Origin of the sequence: Mesorhizobium sp. B263B2A (assembly GCF_020165775.1) — a bacterium.
In the GTDB taxonomy this organism is placed as follows: Bacteria; Pseudomonadota; Alphaproteobacteria; order Rhizobiales; family Rhizobiaceae; genus Mesorhizobium; species Mesorhizobium opportunistum.
Genome location: NZ_JAIUIU010000032.1, coordinates 1 through 18921 on the forward strand (window position 1 = coordinate 1; position 18921 = coordinate 18921).

Here is an 18921-nt window from a genome sequence, read left to right on the forward strand (position 1 = left end):
CCCTGCCTGTCACCAAGGCACCACCGCAATCTCCGGCCAACATTCCCTCGCCCGCGCCCCCTTCGCATCATGCGTGCGCTGGTTGTCCATCACCCGGTTCGGTGTGATGCGAAACGAAAAGATATCGTCGACCCCGAACGGCGCCACCAACTCCAATTGCCCGTCACCCCCGTATCGCACCCCGACCGCATGGGTCTTCGAGGCAAAATGCCCAACCGAGTCGCTGGAACTCGTATAGCGCGGGCAGGGCTGTCCGAACTTCTGCGGGTACCACAGATGCACCCGCGCCTGGTTGCGCACCTCGACCGGCAATGCCAGCCCTTCGAAATGCTGTGCCGCCCGGCGAATGATGGCGTCCTCGGCTTCGTAGGATAAATCCGCATCATCGAAATAGAACAAGTCGACATCCTTGATGCCGTAGCTCGAAGGCTTGCCGGTCAGATGGTTCCAGACGCTGTTGTAGAGCGCACCGGAAACCACCAGCCAGTCCGGCAGGTCGAGCGAGTGCGCCCGCACCAGCGCGTCCTGGACCAGCGGGTCCGCCGAGACGATATCGAGAAACACCGCTCGTTGTGCTTCGAACGGCAGCCCGGAATAGCGCAGATGGTCCATCGCCCTTTTTGAGGGCGATTCGCCATCGCTCCGCAAGTTCTAGCCGCGCAGAACACCACCGGTCTGCTTGCCGACATTCTCGACGATGCGTTTGGCGAGCGCCTCGAAATCCTCGTCGGTCAGCGTCTTTTCGACCGGCTGGATCGACACTTCGATGGCGATCGATTTCTTGTCGGCGCCGAGCGATGCACCCTCGAAGATGTCGAAGACCGAGACACCAGTGATCAGCTTCTTGTCGGCGGCAAGGGCGGCGCGCACCAGCGTGCCGGCCTCGACGGATCTATCGACGACGAAGGCGAAGTCGCGCTTCACCGCCTGGAAGGCGGAAAGCTCCAGCTTCGGCTTGGTCTTCGTCGGCTTGGCCTTCGGCTCGGGCACGGCGTCGACGAACACTTCGAAGCCGCACAGCGGTCCGGAGACGTCGAGCCCTTCCAGCGTCTTCGGGTGGAACTCGCCGAAGGTGCCCAGCACCGTTTTCGGCCCGAGCTTGATCGTGCCGGAGCGGCCGGGATGGTACCAGGCCGGACCGCCGGGCTCGATCTGCAGCCGGTCGACCGGCGCGCCGCAGGCTTCGAGCGCCGCGATCGCATCGGCCTTGGCGTCGAACACGCCAACCGCGCCGGAATTGCCGGCCCAGTTGCGGCCTGAGCCGTCGAGCTTGGCGGTGCCGCGGCGCACGCCGGCGGCGACGCGGCGCTGCTGGTCGGCGCCGTCGCCCTCATAGGTGCCCGAGACTTCGAACAGTGCCACGTCGCCGATGCCCTTGTCGGCATTGCGCTGGGCAGCGGCGATCAGCCCCGGAAGCAGCGAGGGCCGCATGTCGGACATGTCGGCGGCGATCGGGTTGGCGAGCTTGAGCGCTGTCTGGCCGCCGCCGAACAATTCGGCATGCCTGGCCGGGATGAACGACCATGTGACGGCCTCCATCATGCCGCGCACTGCCAATGCGCGCTTGGCCGTGCGGGTGCGCACCTGCAGCGTGGTGAGGATCTTTGCATTGACCGCGTCATGCGCGCCGAGCGGCTGCGGCGCGATGTTGTCGACGCCGTGGATGCGCATCACCTCCTCGACCAGGTCGGCCTTGCCGTCGACATCGGGGCGCCACGAGGGCACCGTGACGTTGACGACATCGCCCGATCCGTCCGCCGTGAAACCGAGGCGCGAGAGAATGTCCAGGCTTTCCGCTCTCGGCACCTCGATCCCGGTCAGGCGCCTAATGTCCGACAGCGGGAAGGAGACCATCTTGGGCTGGTGGCCGCCATAGCCGGCCACTTCGATCTCCGTCGGCGTGCCGCCGCAGAAATCGAGCACCAGTTTCGTCGCCAGTTCCACGCCTGGCACCATGAATTCGGGATCGACGCCGCGTTCGAAGCGGTAGCGCGCATCGGTGATGATGCCGAGCGTGCGGCCGGTGCGGGCGGTGGTGATCGGGTCCCAAAGCGCGGATTCGACCAGCACGTCGGTGGTGTTCTCGTCGCAGCCGGAATGCTCGCCGCCCATGATGCCGGCGATCGACTCGACGCCATCGTCGTCAGCGATGACGCACATCTCCGGCGTCAGCGTGTATTCGCGGCCGTCGAGCGCCAGCACCTTCTCGCCATTGCGCGCGCGGCGCACGACGAGGTTGCCGGCGACCTTCCTGGCATCGAACACATGCAGCGGCCGGCCACGATCGAAGGTGACGTAATTGGTGATGTCGACCAGCGCGCTGATCGGCCGAAGGCCAATGGCGATCAGCCGCTGCTGCAGCCATTTCGGCGACGGGCCGTTCTTCACGCCCTTGACCAGCCTGAGCGCGAAGCCGGGACAGAGCTCCGGCGCCACGATCTTCACCTTGACGGGGCACATGCCGCTGCCGGCATGGGGCATGATCGCGCCACCGACGAGGCGGCCAAGTCCGCTCGCCGCCAGGTCCCTGGCGATGCCGTAGACGCTGGTCGCATCAGGCCGGTTCGGCGTCAGATTGATCTCGATGACCGGATCGTCGAGATGCGCATAGGTCGCGAAGCTGGTGCCGACCGGCGCATCCTCGGGCAGGTCGATGATGCCATTATGCTCGTCGGAAAGCTCCAGTTCGCGCTCGGAGCACATCATGCCATGGCTTTCGACACCCCTGATCTTGCCGACCGTCAGCGTCACGTCGATGCCGGGCACATAGGTGCCGGGCGCGGCAAAGGCGCCGATCAGGCCCGCGCGGGCGTTCGGCGCTCCACACACCACTTGCACCGGCGGCTTGCCGTCGCCAGTGTCGACCGTCAGCACGCGCAGCCGGTCGGCATCGGGATGCTGCACCGCCGTCAGCACTTTGGCGATAACGAAGGGTTTCAGGCTCGATTTGTCGTCGACATGCTCGACTTCGAGGCCGATCGAGGTCAGCCGCTCGACGATTTCGGCGAGCGAGGCGTCGGTCTCGAGATGGTCCTTGAGCCAGGAGAGGGTGAATTTCATTGGATTGTTCCGTCTGGTCTTTTGACGCTTGTTTTCAAATGTCTCGGCAAGTCGTCGGACATATGCAGGAAAGGAAGCTGCTCGCTCACATAGGCATGCTGCGTCGGCTGGAAATCGGCCGGCCTGTCCATGGCGCCGAGCACGAAGTAGATGTCGTCTTCGAGCCGGTCATCGACATAGGCGATCGGCGAGCCGCAGATGCCGCAGAACGAACGCGTCACCGGTCCGTTCTCGTACATCTTCAACGCCTTGCCCGTAAACGCCACCTTGTCGACCGGGAAGCCGACAAAGGCCGATACGGGCGCGCCGCTGGCCCGTCGGCAATCGCCGCAGTGGCAATAGCTGACGTGATGCGGTTCGACGGAGACCTCGAACCGCACGGCACCGCAGCGGCAGCCGCCGGTGTGGGCGGCTGTCACGCGCTCAGGCCCCCGAACAGGGTCGGCATGTCGAGCGGCCGGAAGCCGTAATGCGACAGCCAGCGGACATCGGCATCGAAGAAGGCGCGCAGGTCCGGCATGCCGTATTTCAGCATGGCGATGCGGTCGATGCCCATGCCCCAGGCAAAGCCCTGGTATTCGTCGGGATCAAGCCCGCCGGCACGCAGCACGTTGGGGTGCACCATGCCGCAGCCGAGGATCTCCATCCAGTCGGAGCCTTCGCCGAAGCGCACTTCGCCTGGCCGCGAGCGGTCGCACTGGATGTCGACCTCGAGGCTTGGCTCGGTGAACGGGAAGAAGGACGGCCGGAAGCGCATCTTGACCGAGGGCACCTCGAAGAAGGCCTTGCAGAACTCCTCCAGCACCCACTTCATGTTGGCGACATTGGCCGACTTGTCGATCACCAGTCCTTCGACCTGATGGAACATCGGCGAGTGGGTGGCGTCGGAATCCTGGCGGTAGGTCTTGCCCGGAATGACGATGCGGATCGGCGGCTTCTGCTTCTCCATGGTGCGGATCTGCACCGGGGAGGTGTGCGTGCGCAAAAGCTTGCGCTCGCCCTTCTCGTCCGGCTGGAAGAAGAAAGTGTCGTGCATCTCGCGCGCCGGGTGGCCTTCCGGGAAATTCAGCGCGGTGAAATTGTAATAGTCGGTCTCGATATCCGGCCCTTCGGCGATCGCGAAGCCGAGGTCACCGAAGATCGCCGCGATCTCGTCGATGACCTGGCTGATCGGATGGATGCGGCCGCGCTCGGCCGGCGATTGCCGCACCGGCAGCGTCACGTCGACTTTTTCGGCGGCCAACCGCGCGGCGATCGCCACGTCCTTCAACTCGGCCTTGCGGGCGGTCAGCGCCTCGGTGACACGGTTCTTGAGGCCATTGATAGCAGGGCCTTTGACCTGGCGCTCCTCGGGGGTCATGGCGCCCAGCGTTTTCAGCATCTCGGACACGGTGCCCTTCTTACCGAAGGCCGCGATGCGCACGGCTTCGATCGCCGGCTCATCGGCGGCCGATGCGATGTCGGACAGAAGCGAATCTTCCAGGGCTTCAAGATTTCCAGCGGTGGCGTTCACGGCGAAACTCTCTTGATCGGGCGACCGACACCATTTTGGTTTCGTTGTCACCATTTTGGTTACATCAGGGTCAAAAAAGAACCCGCGCCGGCCGAGCCAGCGCGGGTTCCCCAAATCAGAATTGCGAATGCTTGGGAAGCGCTGGTCTTAGGCGACAGCGCTTTCAAAAGCGTTCGGCGTGGTGTTCTTCAGATATTCGAGCGCGACCTTGGCCTTGGCGACCAGCGCGGCGAAAGCCTGCGGCTCATGAATGGCCATGTCGGACAGGATCTTGCGATCGATCTCGATGCCGGCCTTGTTGAGGCCGTCGATGAAGCGGCCATAGGTCAGGCCGTGCTCGTGCGTCGCGGCGTTGATGCGCTGGATCCACAGTGCGCGGAACGAGCGCTTGCGGTTCTTGCGGTCGCGGTAAGCGTACTGCAGCGACTTTTCCACCGCCTGCTTGGCGATGCGGATGGTGTTCTTGCGGCGGCCGTAGAAGCCTTTGGCGGCTTTCAGGACCTTCTTGTGCTTGGCGTGCGAGGTGACGCCTCTCTTTACGCGTGCCATGTCATGATCTCCTTAAAAGCAATTCCAGGAAAAGTGTGTTGCGGTTTTCCGTTCGGAATTGCGTAAAACAAACGCTGTCCAGACCGAACGCCTTAGAGGCCGTTCGGCAGAAAATTCTTGATGACCTTCTTGCCATCCGGTTCAGCCAGAACCATCGTGCCGCGGGCATTTCGAATGAACTTGTTGGAACGCTTGATCATGCCGTGACGCTTGCCGGCCGCAGCCGACAGGACTTTACCCGTACCTGTGATCTTGAACCGCTTCTTGGCGGCCGACTTGGTCTTCATCTTGGGCATTTTGCTACTCCGTCTCGTTGGCGCACTATCGCGCTTCTTGTTCGCTTCGGGCCGACCAAAGCCCGAAAAGCAAATGAAACCGCCACGGCATGCCCTGCCGGGCGGTTTTCTTGAACGGCGGTGCTATACGTCAAAGCGGGCCTGTGTGCAACACCCACCGCGCTGCGCCTTTGCGGTCTCGGTCAGGGCAGCGTGAACCACACCGGCAGCATGCCCGACTGCTGGGCGCCGTCGATCAGTTCGAAGGCCGGCAGCGCAACGAGGAACACCAGGCCATCGAGCAGCGTGGTCAACAGCAGGCGCGGCTTGAAGCTTCCGGTATCGCCTTCCTGGTAGAGGGAAAGGTTCGGGAAGAAGCGCGGCACCCGCGCCAGATAGGCGGCATAGGGTGCGCCGAGCGCTTCCTTGAGGAATTTCTCCTCGCGCAGGATAACGATATGGAACGCACCCGCGCACAACAGCGCGAACAGGATGATGCCGGAGAACGAACCGATCTGCGCGCCGACGCCGGCCGCGGCCAGTGTCGAGAACACATAGAGCGGGTTGCGGGTGATCGAGTAGGGTCCGCCCGTCACTACTTCGGACGATTTGCGCCCGCCTATATAGAGCGTCGCCCAGAGGCGGCCGACGATGCCGAGGAAGATCAGCAGCACGCCGAACATCTCGATCGTCTCATGCACCGGCGTGTCGGGTGGGAAGGTCGACTGACCAAACAGCAGTGCCAGAAACAGCACCACCACGAGCACGGCAAGCACGAGCCGGCGCATCTGCTGGTAATTGCCCAGCCCGTATTTGAGTTCGTTGTCCAAGGGGTGTCCGATCGTCGAGGAGCTTAGCCGGCGATCGCGGCTTTAGCCGAGAAACAGGCGTCCCGCCGATCGCCGGGACGCTCTGCAAGACAATTCAGGCGGATTTGGAGCGCTGGCCACGCCTGACTTTATCGTGATCTCAGATGTTCCGCACGCCTTAGCGCGGCGCCAGCACCATCATCATCTGGCGGCCTTCGAGCTTCGGCTCGGCCTCGACCTTGGCGATGGTAGCCACTTCTTCGCGCACCTTGTTCAGAAGCTGCATGCCGAGCTCCATATGCGCCATCTCGCGGCCACGGAAGCGCAGCGTCAGCTTGACCTTGTCGCCTTCCTCGAAAAAGCGGCGAACCGCCTTCATCTTGGTCTCGTAGTCGTGGCTGTCGATGTTCGGGCGCATCTTGATCTCCTTGATCTCGATGACCTTCTGATTCTTGCGCGCCTCGGCCGCCTTCTTCTGGTTGGCGTATTTCAACTTGCCGAGGTCGAGGATTTTTACGACGGGAGGAACCGCGTTGGGCGATATTTCGACGAGATCGAGCCCAGCCTCTTCGGCGAGCAGCAATGCGTCGTTGATGGAAACATCACCGCGGTTCTGGCCTTCTGCGTCGATAAGCTGGACCCGGGGAACCCGGATATCACGGTTGGAGCGCGGCCCATCCTTGGTCGGCGCCGCTGCTTTGAAAGGTCTGCGAATGGTCGTGGTCTCCTTGGCCGTTTCGTTCCGGGTTTTGTCGGTCTGATGTGTGGACGCGTCAATGTGGTGAGCGCGCGGGCGGAGTCAATAGCACAGCATTGACAGAAAATCACCCTGATCGCGGGCCTGCACCAAACAAAGAGCATCGTGAGCACTTTTCGCCACGCCTGTGGCTGTGTCACAAGAACCCCGCGCCGAAAAAGGGCCGAGGAATAAGTCATGACCGCCACGCCGCCAATCTTTCTGGATGTCGATGGATCGCGCATCGCGGTGCGCCATTCGACGGGTTCCACGCCGGGCATTGTCTGGCTCGGCGGCTACAAGTCGGACATGCTGGGCACCAAGGCTGAGACGCTGTCGGACTGGGCCGCGACCGAAGGCCGGGCTTTCCTGCGCCATGACTATTCGGGCCATGGCGAATCCGGCGGCGCCTTTGCCGACGGCACGATTTCGACATGGCTGTCGCAGAGCCTTGCCGTGTTCCGCCATTTCACAAGGGGCAATCAGATCCTGGTCGGCTCCTCGATGGGCGCCTGGATCGCGCTGCGCATGGTGCAGGAATTGCGCAAGGCGGGCGACGTAAGCGTCGTCGGCCTGGTGCTGCTGGCGCCGGCGCCGGATTTTACCGCCGAATTGGTCGAACCGGTGCTGACCAAGGCGCAGAAACGCGACCTCGCAAAAAAGGGGTTCTTCGCCGAGTCGTCCGACTATTCCGCCGAGCCCTACATCTACACGCGCGCCTTGATCGAGGACGGGCGTCACAACCGTGTGATGACCGGCCCGATCGACACCCATTGCCCGGTTCACATCCTGCAGGGCCTGGCCGATGCGGACGTGCCGTCGAGCCACGCGCTGAAGCTGGTCAGCCTGCTGCCGGCCGACGATGTCACATTGTCGCTCATTCCTGACGGCGACCACCGCCTGTCGCGGCCGCAGGATCTCGACATGCTGGTGCGGTCGGTCGGTGACATGGCCAAGCGGGGCTGATGAGCATGCGCCTTTCCATCCCGATCTCAGCCTTTGTCGCGGCCATTGTCGGCTTTGGCGGCACACTGGCCATCGTCATTGCCGCCGCCCACGCGGTCGGCGCGACGCAAATCCAGACGGCGAGCTGGGTGACGACCATTTGCCTTGCCATGGCCATCGAGAGCCTGTGGCTGTCCTGGCGCACGAAAATGCCCGTCATCACCGCCTGGTCGACGCCGGGCCTGGCGCTGATGGCGGCGTCGAGCGGTTTTTCGATCGGCGAGGCCGTCGCCGCCTTCATCGTCACCGCCATCCTGTTGATCGCCACCGGCCTGTTCAAGCCGTTGACGCAGCTGATCTCCAGGATACCGCCCTCGGTTGCTTCCGGCATGCTGGCCGGCATCGTCGTCACCTTCGCTCTCAACGCGGTCAAGACCGTTCCCGTCGACCCCTGGCTGATCCTGCCGCTGATCGCGGCCTTCTTCATCATCCGCCTGTTCAACCCGGCGCTGTCGGTGCTGGCGGTGCTGATCGGGGGCGGTCTCGCCGCCTTCTTGACCGGCCGTGTCGGCGGCCTGCCGACACCGGAACTGTCGACGCTGACGCTGATCGCGCCCGATTTCACCGCCAAGGCGATGATCGGCCTGGCGCTGCCGCTCTATCTCGTCACCATGGCCTCGCAGAACCTGTCGGGCCTCGCCGTGCTGCGCGCCGCCGGCTACCACCCGGAGCCCGGCCCGCTGATTGGCGTCACCGGTCTCTTCTCGCTGCTGTCGGCGCCGTTTGGCGGCTCGACCACCAATCTGGCGGCGATCTCGGCGGCGATCTGCACCGGGCCGGACGTCCATCCTGATCCGGCCGAGCGCTGGAAGACCGGGCCGTTCTATGCGCTCGCCTATCTCATCTTCGCGATTTTCGGCGCCTCGCTGGTGGCGATCTTCGCCGTCCTGCCGCAGAGCCTGATCGTGCTGGTGGCAGGGCTCGCCCTGATGGCATCGCTCGCCAACGCGTTGGCCATAGCGTTGAAGGACGAAGGGCAGCGCATGGCCGCCACGGTCACTTTTGTCGTCACCGCCTCGGGGCTTACGCTGTTCGGCGTCGGCGCCGCATTCTGGGGGCTGATTGCCGGCCTGGTCGTGCTTTTCCTCGATACGCTCAAAAAGCGATAATCATTTCAGGCCTTTGTCCGGTTTTGGCGGACATTGTCTTGAATCGCCGTTTTTGCCTTCCCATTTCGATTCCACACAGCCGGTCCTGGCTGTCTCCAACCGAAGGAATGGGAGAAAATGAACACATCTGCATTGATCCGCCCGGCCTGGACGCCGGCAACCATCGCCTTGATGGTGATCGGCTTCATGGTGTTCTGGCCGCTCGGCTTCGCCATGCTCGCCTACATCATCTGGGGCGACCGGCTCGACGGCTTCAAGCGTGACGTCAACCGCGCGACCGACGGCATCTTCGCCGGCTGCCGCCGTGGTTCCGACAAGGCCGCGCGCTGGGGTCACGGCTCCGCCCGCACCGGCAACGTCGCTTTCGACGACTGGCGCGAAAAGGAACTTGAGCGCTTGAACGAAGAGCGCCGCAAGCTCGACGAGATGCTGACGCAGTTCGACGAGTATGCCCGCGAATTGCGCCGCGCCAAGGACCAGGACGAGTTCGATCGCTTCATGGCGAACCGCAACAAGTCGACTGCCCCGACGAAGACCGATCCGAGCACCGGAACGACCACCACCAAGCGTGGCAAAGGTTCGAACCTGCTCGACGACTGAAGCCTAGCGACAGGGCCAAGGTATGATGACGGCGTCGCGTGAGCGGCGCCGTTTCTTTTTTGTTCTATTCGTTTTTCTCGAATCGCGTATCGTCCCGCCATGACCATCGGATTCTTTCGCAATCTGACGAAGCCCAAGCCCACGCCCGCCGTGGAGCGGGAATATTGTGTCGCCGGCCGCACGCTGCCGCTCAAGATCGTCGAGAGCGCCAGGGCGCGGCGCCTGACGCTGCGCATCGATTCCGGCGGCCAGGGCCTGCGCATCACCGTCCCGCCGGGCCTGCGCCGAGGCGAGGTGGACAGGTTCCTCGAGCGCCATCAGGACTGGCTGGAGCAGCGGCTGGCCAAGGTGCCGACCCGGCCGCAGGTGCGGCCCGGCATCAGGATCCCGATACGCGGCGTGCCGCACCGCATCGTCCATGAGCCGTCGAAGCGCGGCACCGTCACGGTGTCGCGCGACGAGCGCGGCCCGCTGCTGATCGTGCATGGCGACCGGATCCACCTGCCGCGCCGCATCGCCGATTTCTTGAAGCGCGAGGCCAAGAAGGAGATCGAGAAGCTGGTGGTCAAGCACACCGGGGCGCTCGGCAAGCGCGCCAAGGCGATCCGCTACAAGGACACCTCCAGCCGCTGGGGGTCATGCACCTCGGAGGGCAACCTGTCCTTCTCGTGGCGCATCATGATGGCACCGCAGCCTGTGATAAACTATCTCGTCGCCCATGAGGTGGCGCATCTCAAGGAGATGAACCACGGTCCGAAATTCTGGAAATTGTGCGAGAAACTCTGCCCCGACACCGACCGTTGCAAGGATTGGCTGAAGCGCAATGGCGGGGCCCTGCAGGCGATCATGTTCGAGTAGGCTGCTCGGCTACGCGGACCTCGCCAATCACGCCGAATGCGCGAGCGGTATGTCCTGCCGGATAGGGTCCAGGCCGAAATGTGAGCGAAGGGTCGTTCCTTCGTAATCCTCGCGGAACAGTCCACGTTTGCGCAGGATCGGCACCACCTCCGTCGCGAACAGCTCGAATTGCTTATGCACGATCGGCGGCATGACGTTGAAGCCGTCGGCCGCGCCGGAGTGGAACCAGTCCGCAACGATGTCGGCGACTTGCTCGGGCGTTCCCGTCGCCGTGAAATGTCCACGCGCCCCAGCCAGCTTCTGCAGCAATTGGCGGAGGGTCAGCCCCTCCTTGAGCGCGACGTCGATGTACCCGGTCGCCCGGCTTCTGGACGCCTCCACCTGGGAAGGGTCGGGAAAATCCCCGCGGGTCAGCGGCCGGTCAAGCGGAATACCGGAGAAATCATGGCCGCCGAACCGCGCCGAAAGGCGGACCAGCCCGATTTGCGGGCTTGTCAGCGCGTCGAGTTCTTCCCAGACCTGTTTCGCCTCGTGGGTCGTCGATCCGATTGCAGCGCTTATGCCGGGCAGAACCACGATATCCTGCGGGCGACGGCCGAAAGCGGCGGCTCGACCCTTCACGTCCGCGTAGAACGATTGCGCGGTTTCCTTGGCAAGGTGCGCCGTGAAAATGGCCTCCGCCCATCGCGCCGCAAAGGCCCGCCCGGTTTCCGATTGTCCCGCCTGCACATATACCGGTCGCCCTTGCGGGCTGCTTGGCACGTTGAGCGGTCCGTGCGTGCGGAAATGGCTGCCCCGATAGTTTGCCGGCTGTATCAGCCTGGGATCGAGATACTGCCCGGCGTCCCGGTCATCCACGATGGCCTCTGCGGGAAAGCTACGCCACAGGGCATCGACCGCCTCCACGAATTCGTCCGCAAGCGCGTAGCGGTCGCCATGGGCGACATCCTGCTCCAGGCCGTAGTTGGCGCCCGCCTGGGGCGCCCAGGAGGTGACGATGTTCCAGCCTGCGCGTCCCCCGGACAGATGGTCGAGGGAAGCGAACTGGCGCGCATGCGTGAAAGGCAGGCTGTAGGTGGTGGATGCCGTGCCGATGAGGCCGATCTGGCTGGTGCGGGCCGCCAGGGCTGAAAGCAGCGTGATAGGCTCAAGAGCGCCCGTCGCCACCAGGCCACCATTGTTGGGCGCGACAAGAACGTCCGCGAGGAATACGGCGTCGAATTTCGCGGCTTCTGCGATCCGGGCGGCCTCGACATAGAGCTCCAGGTCGGTAAGGGCGCGTCGCGTTGAATCCGGATGACGCCAGGCGCCCTCATGATGTCCGCGCGGCATGAGGAAGAGGTTGAAATGCATTTTACGCGCCATGGAGCTTTCCCTCACATTAGATTGGTTTCAACGCCGAGACTGCGCAGCAGGGTCTGCCGAAGGTCGACAAACGTCTGGTCGCCTGGGCTTCGCGGGTGCGGCAGGGCGACTTGATGGTCTTCGGCGATCCGGCCGTCTTTCAGAACAAGGATCCGATCGGACAGGAGCAGGGCTTCGTCGACGTCATGCGTAACGAGGACGACCGTCGGCTTGTGTTGTTCGACCAGACGGAACAACAGGCCATGCATGCGCATGCGGGTCAGGGCATCGAGCGCGCCGAACGGCTCGTCGGCGAGCAGCAGTTCCGGCTGGCGAAGCAGGGAACGGGCCAGCGCCGCCCGCTGCTTCTGGCCGCCGGACAGCGTGGCCGGCCAGACATCCGCCTTGTCGCCGAGCCCCACGGAATCCAGCATGGCGGATGCCGCGGCCCTTGCATTGGATCTTCTCAGGCCGAGCGTCAGGTTGTCGATGACGTTCATCCAGGGCAGAAGCCTTGCATCCTGAAACAGAACGGAAGTGTTTCGGGGCGTGCGGAAGTCGCCTTGCGTCACGGCATCGTCGTCGAGACCGGCAAGCGCACGCAAAAGGGTCGTTTTTCCGGAGCCGGATTCGCCGAGTAGCGCAACGAACTGGCCCCTTGGTATTTCGAGCGTTATGTCGTTCAGGATCGTCTTTTGTCCGAAACCTCTGGACAAGTTGCGCAACAACACCGGCCCGAACGAGGCAGTGTGAACGTTCATGTTCCCAGAGCCCTCCGGTAGGCGAGCGTCCGCGCTTCGATCAGCCGAACCAGGGCGTCGGAGACGAGGCCAAGAATTGCGTAGATGAATATCCCGACCACGATCACGTCGGTCTGGCCCCAGTCGCGGGCGCGGTTCATCAGGTAACCGATGCCGGTCTGGGTGTTGATCAGCTCAAGAACGACCAGCGTCGTCCAGCAGATCGTGACGGCAAGACGCAACGACACGAATAGGCCGGGCAGAGCGCCGGGAAGTGCGACCTTGCGTATGAATTCGGAGCGCGTCAGGCCAAGGGTTCGCGCCAGTTCGACATGGCCGATGTCGATGCCTCTGATGGCCGCATGGGTGTTGATGTAGACAGGCACGAGAACGGCCGTGAAGATCAGGAATATCTTCATGGCCTCGCCGATCCCCAGCCAGATGATGACGAGAGGGATCAGTGCCAGCGTCGGGACGGCGCGTTTTATCTGCACAACCCCGTCGATAAGCGCCTCGCCGCTCCGGGTCAGGCCGGAAAGAAGCGCCAGGATGACGCCGACCGTGACGCCGAGGAAAAGCCCTGCATAGGCACGACCGGCCGAGGCCAGCAGATGCGGCAGCAAGCTGCCGTCCGCCAACAGTTCGTAACCCGTCACGACGGCCGTGGACGGTGCTGTCAGCGTATAGGGGGAAAGAATGCCCATGCGGGACGCGGCCTCCCAAACCAGGACCACGAGAGCGGGACCAAGCAATCTCGCACCCGGAGGAAGCCGAGACGGCGCGAGGCGTATGCTTCCCGAGGTTCTGGCTTCGCGGCCGCCGCCTGCCGACGCCTTGCGAACATGTGTTGGAAAGGGACGGTCCGAAATGAACTCTGTCACGGTTCCTCCTGTCTATCTTCCGATGCGTCTCAGCGTTCGGCCGACACGATCGAATCGTAGGTGTCGACGAAAAAGCTCTTCGCGCCGAAGCGCTCCTTGAGCAGTCCGGCCTGGTAGAGGATGTCGATCAGCTTCTGGTGATGGGGAATTGCCTCTGCCGCGGTCTGCAGCACGAGCGGAGATTCGCCCGCAACGACAGCGGCGGTGTCGTCCGGGGTGAGCCGCTGGAAGTCGGTATAATAATGTTTCGCCCAAGCTTGCTTGTTCGCATTGGCCCATTTGGCCGCGCGTGCGAAGGCGCCAAGGAAGCTCCCGATGGCCGCCGCTTTCTGGGGATCGGTCAGAACTTCGGGCCGGGCATAGAAATAGCTGGTGCTGGGCAGGATCTGACGTTCCAGAGGGTCGAGGACTGGGGAAGCCCCGACCTGTTTGACAAGACGCGTCACATGGGGCTCCGTAAGCACGGCGACATCAACTGCCCCGGATCGAACAGCATCCGGCAGATCCGCAACGCGAAGGTTTACGAGCTCGACATCCTTCAGCGAGACGCCCGCGCGGTTCAGCGCCTCGATCAGGAAGACCTGGCGTCCGGAGCCTTCGACATAGCTCAGCTTCTTGCCCTTCAGCTCCGCCAACTTGTGGATGACCAGTCCCGGACGGCTGATGAGGTGGTATTGCGCGACCTGACGCGTAAACGTGCCGACGATGGGCAGCAGCGTACCGGCCGCTCGCGCCTGGATCGGCGGCGTATCGCCGACATAGGCGATATCCAGAGCGCCGGCGCGGATCGCTTCGAGAATGGCCGGCCCGCCTGCAAAGTTTGGAAAACTTCCCTTGAAGCCGAGCTTCGGCGCCTCGCCGCTGGCCTCGAGGAGGTTCCGCACGAATTCGCTCTGGTCAGCGACGGCAAGCGTTGTGTCCGGATCGACTGTCAACGCGGCCCTTGCCGGGGGCCCAAAGGCGAGCCCGAGCGAGAATGTGGAGGCAAAGGAGAGAAACCTGCGTCTGTCCATGATGATGCGATCCCGGCTTGCGTCATGCGGCGCTTGAACGCCCGCCGGGTTAAAGTGCATAAAAAATATAGATTTAATAAGGAATCAAATTTTGTGTATCCGGCGAAACTGAGTTTTCTGTTCCGGGGAGAACGCCTCCGGGCAGGATCGGACTACCTTTCGCAACGATCGGAGCTATCCGGCGTCAAGGTCCTTCACTATCGGATGTCACGGCATTCGCCTGCCATTCAATCGTCGTTCGCCGCATTGAGCTCATCCGGCCGCAGCCCCTCGTCGGCATGATGCGGCCAGGGCAGGAAGTTGCGGTCGAAGGCGTCGCTGCCGAAATAATCCAGCGCCCGGTGCGCCTCGGCGCCGTTGAAGGCGGCCTTGTCCATCAGGTGGGCGATGACCTCGCGCGCCTGCACGATCTTCTGCCTCAATTCGGCAACGGTTCTGTCGGCCATGATTGTGCTCCCGCCTGGCATTCACTCCACCCATAGGTAGCGCCTTTGGCGTTGCCGGCAAACAGCACGCTTTTTCTCGACTCTTGGCGCGTTTCATGCCAATTCCCGCGTCATGGCGCTCGACATCAAGATCTGCGGCTTGAAGACCGACCAGGCAATGGCCGCGGCCCTTGCCGGCGGCGCCAGCCATGTCGGCTTCATTTTCTTTGCCAAGAGCCCGCGCTATCTCGAACCGGCCGAGGCCGGGCGTCTGCGCGAAGCCGCGCGCGGCAAGGCCTTGGCCGTCGCGGTGACGGTTGACGCCGGCGACGCCTTCTTGGACGAGATCGTCGCCAAAATGCAGCCCGACATGCTGCAGCTGCACGGTTCGGAAACGCCCGAGAGGGTGGCCGAGGTCAAGGCCCGCCATAGCCTGCCGGTGATGAAGGCGCTGCCGCTCAGCGAGGCCGCCGATCTCGACCGGATAAGGCCGTTCATCGGCGTCGCCGACCGGTTCCTGTTCGACGCCAAGCGGCCGAAGGGTTCCGAGCTGCCGGGCGGCAACGGCGTCACCTTCGACTGGCGCATTCTCGCCGGCCTTGACGCCGGCGTCGATTACATGCTTTCCGGTGGGCTCAACGCCGCCAATATCGGTGATGCCCTTCGCCTTGCCAATCCGCCCGCAATCGACATTTCCTCGGGCGTGGAAAGTGCGCCGGGCGTCAAGGATCCGGGGCTGATCGAACAGTTTTTCCGGGCCGTCAGGGCAGCACGCGACGATCGCGCCGCCTGAACAACTCTTTCAAACCAGGAGATCGGCGATGAACAAGCCGGCGACACCCAATTCCTTCCGCACCGGACCCGACGAACAGGGCATGTTCGGCATCTTCGGCGGTCGTTTCGTTGCCGAAACGTTGATGCCATTGATCCTCGACCTCGAACGGCACTGGAACGAGGTCAAGGACGATCCGGAGTTCAGGGCTGAACTGACGGATCTTTCGACCCACTATGCCGGCCGGCCCTCGAAACTCTATTTCGCCGAAGGCCTGACCAGGCATCTTCGCGAGGTTTCCGCGGCGAAGGGCCTGGGCGGCGGCGCAAAGGTCTATTTCAAGCGCGAGGATCTGAACCACACCGGTTCGCACAAGATCAACAACTGCCTCGGCCAGATCCTGCTTGCCAAGCGCATGGGCAAGAAGCGCATCATCGCCGAGACCGGCGCCGGCCAGCACGGCGTGGCGTCCGCCACCGTCGCCGCCCGCTTCGGCTTTCCCTGCGTCGTCTATATGGGCGCCACCGACGTCGCCCGCCAAAGCCCCAACGTCTTCCGCATGAAGCTGCTCGGGGCCGAAGTGCGGCCGGTGACAGCCGGCCACGGCACCTTGAAGGACGCCATGAACGAGGCCCTTCGCGATTGGGTGACCAATGTCGAGGATACCTATTACCTGATCGGCACCGCCGCCGGCCCGCATCCCTATCCGGAGCTGGTGCGCGACTTCCAGTCGGTCATCGGCACCGAGGCGCGCGCGCAGATCCTCGAGCAGGAAGGCCGGTTGCCGGATACCATCATCGCGGCTGTCGGCGGCGGCTCCAATGCCATCGGCCTGTTCCATCCCTTCCTTGACGACAAGGAGGTCCGCATCATCGGCATCGAAGCCGGCGGGCGCGGCCTCGACGGCATCGAGCATTGCGCCTCGATGAACGCCGGCGCGCCGGGCGTGCTGCACGGCAACCGCACCTACCTCCTGCAGAATGCCGACGGCCAGATCATGGACGGCCATTCGATCTCGGCCGGTCTCGACTATCCCGGCGTCGGCCCCGAGCACTCCTGGCTGCGCGACTCCGGCCGCGTCGACTATGTGCCGATCCTCGACGACGAGGCGCTGGAGGCCTTCAAGCTGACGACCCGCGTCGAAGGCATTATCCCGGCGCTGGAATCCGCCCACGCCATTGCCCACGCGGTGAAGATCGTGCCCGCCATGGACAAGGACCAGATCGTCATCGTCAACCTCTCCGGCCGTGGCGACAAGGACGTGCATACGGTTGCCTCGATGCTGGGCATGGAGATCTGATCATGGTGACCCGCATCGACCGCCGCATGGCAAAACTGAAAGCCGAAGGCCGCCCGGCACTCGTCACCTATTTCATGGGCGGCGACCCCGACTACGACACCTCCCTGTCGATCATGAAGGCGCTGCCCAAGGCCGGCGCCGACGTCATCGAGCTCGGCATGCCGTTTTCCGATCCGATGGCCGACGGCCCGGCGATCCAGGCGGCAGGCTTGCGCGCGCTGAAAGGCGGCCAGACGCTGGTCAAGACGCTGAAGATGGCGGCCGACTTCCGCTCCGGTGACAATGAAACGCCGATCGTGCTGATGGGCTATTACAACCCGATCTACATCTACGGCGTCGATCGCTTCCTCAAGGACGCCATCGCCAGCGGTATCGATGGGCTGATCGTCGTCGACTTGCCGCCGGAAATGGACGAGGAACTCTGCATTCCGGCACTGAAAGCCGGCATCAACTTCATCCGCCTGGCGACGCCGACGACCGACGACAAGCGCCTGCTCAAGGTGCTGCAGAACACGTCGGGTTTCGTCTACTACGTGTCGATGACCGGCATCACCGGCTCGGCGCTCGCCGATACCGGCAAGGTGGCGGCGGCGGTCCAGCGCATCAAGGGCCACACCGACCTGCCGGTCTGCGTCGGCTTCGGCGTCAAGACCGCCGAGCAAGCGCGCGTGATCGGCGCCAACGCCGATGGCGTTGTCGTCGGCACGGCGATCGTCAATGCGGTCGCCAATGTGCTGGGGCCGAAGGGCGAGAAGACCGCCGACCCGGCCGAGGCTGTCGCCACACTGGTCAGCGGGCTGGCGCAAGGCGTGCGCTCGGCTCGCCTTGCTGCTGCCGAATAGTTTCCCTACCTCTGGTCTTGTGCATGTCGTTCTCCCGCGTGGCCTGCACTAACTCTTCGTCAGGACAGGAGCCGAAGCGATGAACTGGATCACCAATTACGTTCGCCCGAAGATCAATTCGATGCTCGGCCGTCGCACCGACATGCCCGAGAATCTCTGGATCAAGGATCCCGAGACCGGCGAGATGGTGTTCCACAAGGACCTGGAATCCAACCAGTTCGTCATCCCGTCTTCCGGCCACCACATGAAGATCTCGGCCAAGGAGCGGCTGAAATACTTCCTCGACGACGGCAAGTACGAGCAGCTCGAGAACCCCAAGGTGGTGCAGGATCCGCTGAAGTTTCGCGACGAGAAGCGCTACACCGACCGGTTGAAGGACGCCAAGGCCAAGACCGGCCTGGAGGATGCGATCGTCAACGCGCTGGGCACCGTCGAAGGGCTGCCGGTGGTGGTGACGGTGCAGGACTTCGCCTTCATGGGCGGCTCGCTCGGCATGGCTGCGGGCGACGCCATCGTGCATGCTTTCGAAGTCGCCTTGCAGCGCAAGCGGCCGCTGATCCTGTTCGCCGCCTCCGGCGGCGCCCGCATGCAGGAAGGCATTTTGTCCCTCATGCAATTGCCGCGCACCACGGTCGGTGTCGACCGGCTGAAGGAAGCCGGCCTTCCCTACATCGTCGTGCTAACCAATCCGACCACCGGTGGCGTCACCGCTTCCTACGCCATGCTGGGCGACGTCCACATCGCCGAACCCGGCGCGCTGATCGGCTTTGCCGGGCCGCGCGTCATCGAACAGACCATCCGCGAGAAACTGCCGGACGGCTTCCAGCGCTCCGAATATCTGATGGAGCATGGCATGGTCGATATGGTGGTGTCGCGGCTGGAACTGCGCCAGACCATCTCACGGCTGTTGAAGATGCTGCTCAAGATGCCGGAAGAGCAAAAGCCGCTACAGCCGGAAATCTTGCCGCCGGCGGTGGTCTCCGCCGAGGCACGGCCGCAGGCCTGACGCGACACGACACGCCGCGACCGTGATTGCACGAGGGCAGTCGCGCGCTGTAGCCTCTTGATTGCCATGGCCATTCCGGGATCG

General features: G+C 63.5%; 21 protein-coding genes. 8 read left to right on the forward strand and 13 right to left on the reverse strand.

What is annotated here, in order from left to right; genetic code table 11:
* Positions 1–9: 9 nt before the first annotated feature.
* The 8 genes from LB568_RS29790 to infC all read right to left on the reverse strand — a co-directional run bounded on the left by LB568_RS29790 (position 10) and on the right by infC (position 6921).
* Entirely contained in the window at positions 10–612 is a 603-nt protein-coding gene (locus tag LB568_RS29790) for a nucleotidyltransferase family protein (RefSeq protein WP_013891669.1), read from the reverse strand.
* A gap of 39 nt (positions 613–651) precedes the next feature.
* Positions 652–3060: a phenylalanine--tRNA ligase subunit beta gene (pheT, locus tag LB568_RS29795; RefSeq protein ID WP_224732019.1), complete on the reverse strand. Its 2409-nt coding sequence runs from the start codon at positions 3058–3060 to the stop codon at positions 652–654.
* Complete coding sequence (locus LB568_RS29800) at positions 3057–3479, reverse strand: GFA family protein (RefSeq protein WP_224732020.1); 423 nt, start codon at positions 3477–3479, stop codon at positions 3057–3059. Before LB568_RS29800 ends, pheT begins: the two co-directional genes overlap by 4 nt.
* Positions 3476–4573 carry a phenylalanine--tRNA ligase subunit alpha gene (pheS, locus tag LB568_RS29805; protein ID WP_140574025.1) on the reverse strand — a complete coding sequence of 366 codons (1098 nt, stop codon included), beginning with the start codon at positions 4571–4573 and terminating at the stop codon, positions 3476–3478. The genes LB568_RS29800 and pheS overlap by 4 nt, the downstream gene beginning before the upstream one ends.
* A 147-nt stretch (positions 4574–4720) precedes the next feature.
* On the reverse strand, positions 4721–5122 hold the full coding sequence (rplT, locus tag LB568_RS29810; RefSeq protein ID WP_006201247.1) for a 50S ribosomal protein L20: 402 nt from the start codon (positions 5120–5122) through the stop codon (positions 4721–4723).
* A gap of 92 nt (positions 5123–5214) precedes the next feature.
* Positions 5215–5418 carry a 50S ribosomal protein L35 gene (gene rpmI, locus LB568_RS29815; RefSeq protein WP_006201248.1) on the reverse strand — a complete coding sequence of 68 codons (204 nt, stop codon included), beginning with the start codon at positions 5416–5418 and terminating at the stop codon, positions 5215–5217.
* A 182-nt stretch (positions 5419–5600) separates the two neighbouring features.
* Positions 5601–6227: a methyltransferase family protein gene (locus tag LB568_RS29820; RefSeq protein WP_013891665.1), complete on the reverse strand. Its 627-nt coding sequence runs from the start codon at positions 6225–6227 to the stop codon at positions 5601–5603.
* Between the two features lie 157 nt (positions 6228–6384).
* The gene (infC, locus tag LB568_RS29825; protein ID WP_010912915.1) at positions 6385–6921 is read right to left on the reverse strand and encodes a translation initiation factor IF-3; all 537 of its coding nucleotides are present in this window, start codon (positions 6919–6921) and stop codon (positions 6385–6387) included.
* Between the two features lie 219 nt (positions 6922–7140).
* Between infC and LB568_RS29830 the strand changes: the two genes are divergently transcribed.
* The 4 genes from LB568_RS29830 (at position 7141) to LB568_RS29845 (ending at position 10514) form a co-directional block, all read left to right on the forward strand.
* Complete coding sequence (locus LB568_RS29830) at positions 7141–7908, forward strand: alpha/beta hydrolase (protein WP_224732021.1); 768 nt, start codon at positions 7141–7143, stop codon at positions 7906–7908.
* Positions 7909–7913: 5 nt separating this feature from the next.
* Positions 7914–9056 carry a benzoate/H(+) symporter BenE family transporter gene (locus LB568_RS29835; protein WP_023765625.1) on the forward strand — a complete coding sequence of 381 codons (1143 nt, stop codon included), beginning with the start codon at positions 7914–7916 and terminating at the stop codon, positions 9054–9056.
* A 117-nt stretch (positions 9057–9173) separates the two neighbouring features.
* Positions 9174–9656 (forward strand): DUF2852 domain-containing protein, encoded by a 483-nt coding sequence (locus LB568_RS29840; RefSeq protein WP_013891662.1) that lies wholly within the window; start codon positions 9174–9176, stop codon positions 9654–9656.
* Between the two features lie 99 nt (positions 9657–9755).
* Positions 9756–10514, forward strand: a complete 759-nt coding sequence (locus tag LB568_RS29845) for a M48 family metallopeptidase (RefSeq protein ID WP_013891661.1) — start codon at positions 9756–9758, stop codon at positions 10512–10514.
* A 27-nt stretch (positions 10515–10541) separates the two neighbouring features.
* On the opposite strand, the gene LB568_RS29850 is transcribed toward LB568_RS29845, so the two are convergent.
* The 5 genes from LB568_RS29850 to LB568_RS29870 form a co-directional block, all read right to left on the reverse strand.
* Positions 10542–11879 (reverse strand): LLM class flavin-dependent oxidoreductase, encoded by a 1338-nt coding sequence (locus LB568_RS29850; RefSeq protein WP_013891660.1) that lies wholly within the window; start codon positions 11877–11879, stop codon positions 10542–10544.
* An 11-nt stretch (positions 11880–11890) separates the two neighbouring features.
* Positions 11891–12619 (reverse strand): ABC transporter ATP-binding protein, encoded by a 729-nt coding sequence (locus LB568_RS29855; RefSeq protein WP_224732022.1) that lies wholly within the window; start codon positions 12617–12619, stop codon positions 11891–11893.
* Positions 12616–13302 (reverse strand): ABC transporter permease, encoded by a 687-nt coding sequence (locus LB568_RS29860; protein WP_224732023.1) that lies wholly within the window; start codon positions 13300–13302, stop codon positions 12616–12618. The genes LB568_RS29855 and LB568_RS29860 overlap by 4 nt, the downstream gene beginning before the upstream one ends.
* Positions 13303–13508: 206 nt before the next feature.
* On the reverse strand, positions 13509–14552 hold the full coding sequence (locus LB568_RS29865; RefSeq protein WP_224732024.1) for an ABC transporter substrate-binding protein: 1044 nt from the start codon (positions 14550–14552) through the stop codon (positions 13509–13511).
* Between the two features lie 167 nt (positions 14553–14719).
* Positions 14720–14938 (reverse strand): hypothetical protein, encoded by a 219-nt coding sequence (locus tag LB568_RS29870; RefSeq protein ID WP_224732025.1) that lies wholly within the window; start codon positions 14936–14938, stop codon positions 14720–14722.
* Positions 14939–15050: 112 nt separating this feature from the next.
* Here LB568_RS29870 and LB568_RS29875 point away from each other — a divergent pair, with 112 nt between their 5' ends.
* The 4 genes from LB568_RS29875 (at position 15051) to accD (ending at position 18837) form a co-directional block, all read left to right on the forward strand.
* Positions 15051–15710, forward strand: a complete 660-nt coding sequence (locus LB568_RS29875) for a phosphoribosylanthranilate isomerase (protein ID WP_224732026.1) — start codon at positions 15051–15053, stop codon at positions 15708–15710.
* 28 nt (positions 15711–15738) lie between these two features.
* Positions 15739–16989, forward strand: a complete 1251-nt coding sequence (gene trpB / locus LB568_RS29880; protein ID WP_013891654.1) for a tryptophan synthase subunit beta — start codon at positions 15739–15741, stop codon at positions 16987–16989.
* Positions 16990–16991: 2 nt separating this feature from the next.
* On the forward strand, positions 16992–17831 hold the full coding sequence (trpA, locus tag LB568_RS29885) for a tryptophan synthase subunit alpha (RefSeq protein ID WP_224732027.1): 840 nt from the start codon (positions 16992–16994) through the stop codon (positions 17829–17831).
* A gap of 79 nt (positions 17832–17910) precedes the next feature.
* Positions 17911–18837, forward strand: coding sequence for an acetyl-CoA carboxylase, carboxyltransferase subunit beta (accD, locus tag LB568_RS29890; protein ID WP_013891652.1), 927 nt, complete (start codon positions 17911–17913; stop codon positions 18835–18837).
* The last annotated feature ends 84 nt before the right edge of the window (positions 18838–18921 follow it).

What these genes read in the sequence shown, in the direction of transcription:
- rplT (WP_006201247.1), bottom strand. Translation starts at nt 5,122, where the DNA reads ATGGCACGCGTAAAGAGAGGCGTCACCTCGCACGCCAAGCACAAGAAG.
- LB568_RS29855 (WP_224732022.1), bottom strand. Translation starts at nt 12,619, where the DNA reads ATGAACGTTCACACTGCCTCGTTCGGGCCGGTGTTGTTGCGCAACTTG.
- LB568_RS29865 (WP_224732024.1), bottom strand. Translation starts at nt 14,552, where the DNA reads ATGCACTTTAACCCGGCGGGCGTTCAAGCGCCGCATGACGCAAGCCGG.
- LB568_RS29850 (WP_013891660.1), bottom strand. Translation starts at nt 11,879, where the DNA reads ATGGCGCGTAAAATGCATTTCAACCTCTTCCTCATGCCGCGCGGACAT.
- trpB (WP_013891654.1), top strand. Translation starts at nt 15,739, where the DNA reads ATGAACAAGCCGGCGACACCCAATTCCTTCCGCACCGGACCCGACGAA.
- accD (WP_013891652.1), top strand. Translation starts at nt 17,911, where the DNA reads ATGAACTGGATCACCAATTACGTTCGCCCGAAGATCAATTCGATGCTC.
- trpA (WP_224732027.1), top strand. Translation starts at nt 16,992, where the DNA reads ATGGTGACCCGCATCGACCGCCGCATGGCAAAACTGAAAGCCGAAGGC.
- rpmI (WP_006201248.1), bottom strand. Translation starts at nt 5,418, where the DNA reads ATGCCCAAGATGAAGACCAAGTCGGCCGCCAAGAAGCGGTTCAAGATC.
- LB568_RS29790 (WP_013891669.1), bottom strand. Translation starts at nt 612, where the DNA reads ATGGACCATCTGCGCTATTCCGGGCTGCCGTTCGAAGCACAACGAGCG.
- LB568_RS29830 (WP_224732021.1), top strand. Translation starts at nt 7,141, where the DNA reads ATGACCGCCACGCCGCCAATCTTTCTGGATGTCGATGGATCGCGCATC.
- LB568_RS29870 (WP_224732025.1), bottom strand. Translation starts at nt 14,938, where the DNA reads ATGGCCGACAGAACCGTTGCCGAATTGAGGCAGAAGATCGTGCAGGCG.
- LB568_RS29840 (WP_013891662.1), top strand. Translation starts at nt 9,174, where the DNA reads ATGAACACATCTGCATTGATCCGCCCGGCCTGGACGCCGGCAACCATC.
- pheT (WP_224732019.1), bottom strand. Translation starts at nt 3,060, where the DNA reads ATGAAATTCACCCTCTCCTGGCTCAAGGACCATCTCGAGACCGACGCC.
- LB568_RS29835 (WP_023765625.1), top strand. Translation starts at nt 7,914, where the DNA reads ATGCGCCTTTCCATCCCGATCTCAGCCTTTGTCGCGGCCATTGTCGGC.
- LB568_RS29860 (WP_224732023.1), bottom strand. Translation starts at nt 13,302, where the DNA reads ATGGGCATTCTTTCCCCCTATACGCTGACAGCACCGTCCACGGCCGTC.
- LB568_RS29845 (WP_013891661.1), top strand. Translation starts at nt 9,756, where the DNA reads ATGACCATCGGATTCTTTCGCAATCTGACGAAGCCCAAGCCCACGCCC.
- LB568_RS29875 (WP_224732026.1), top strand. Translation starts at nt 15,051, where the DNA reads ATGGCGCTCGACATCAAGATCTGCGGCTTGAAGACCGACCAGGCAATG.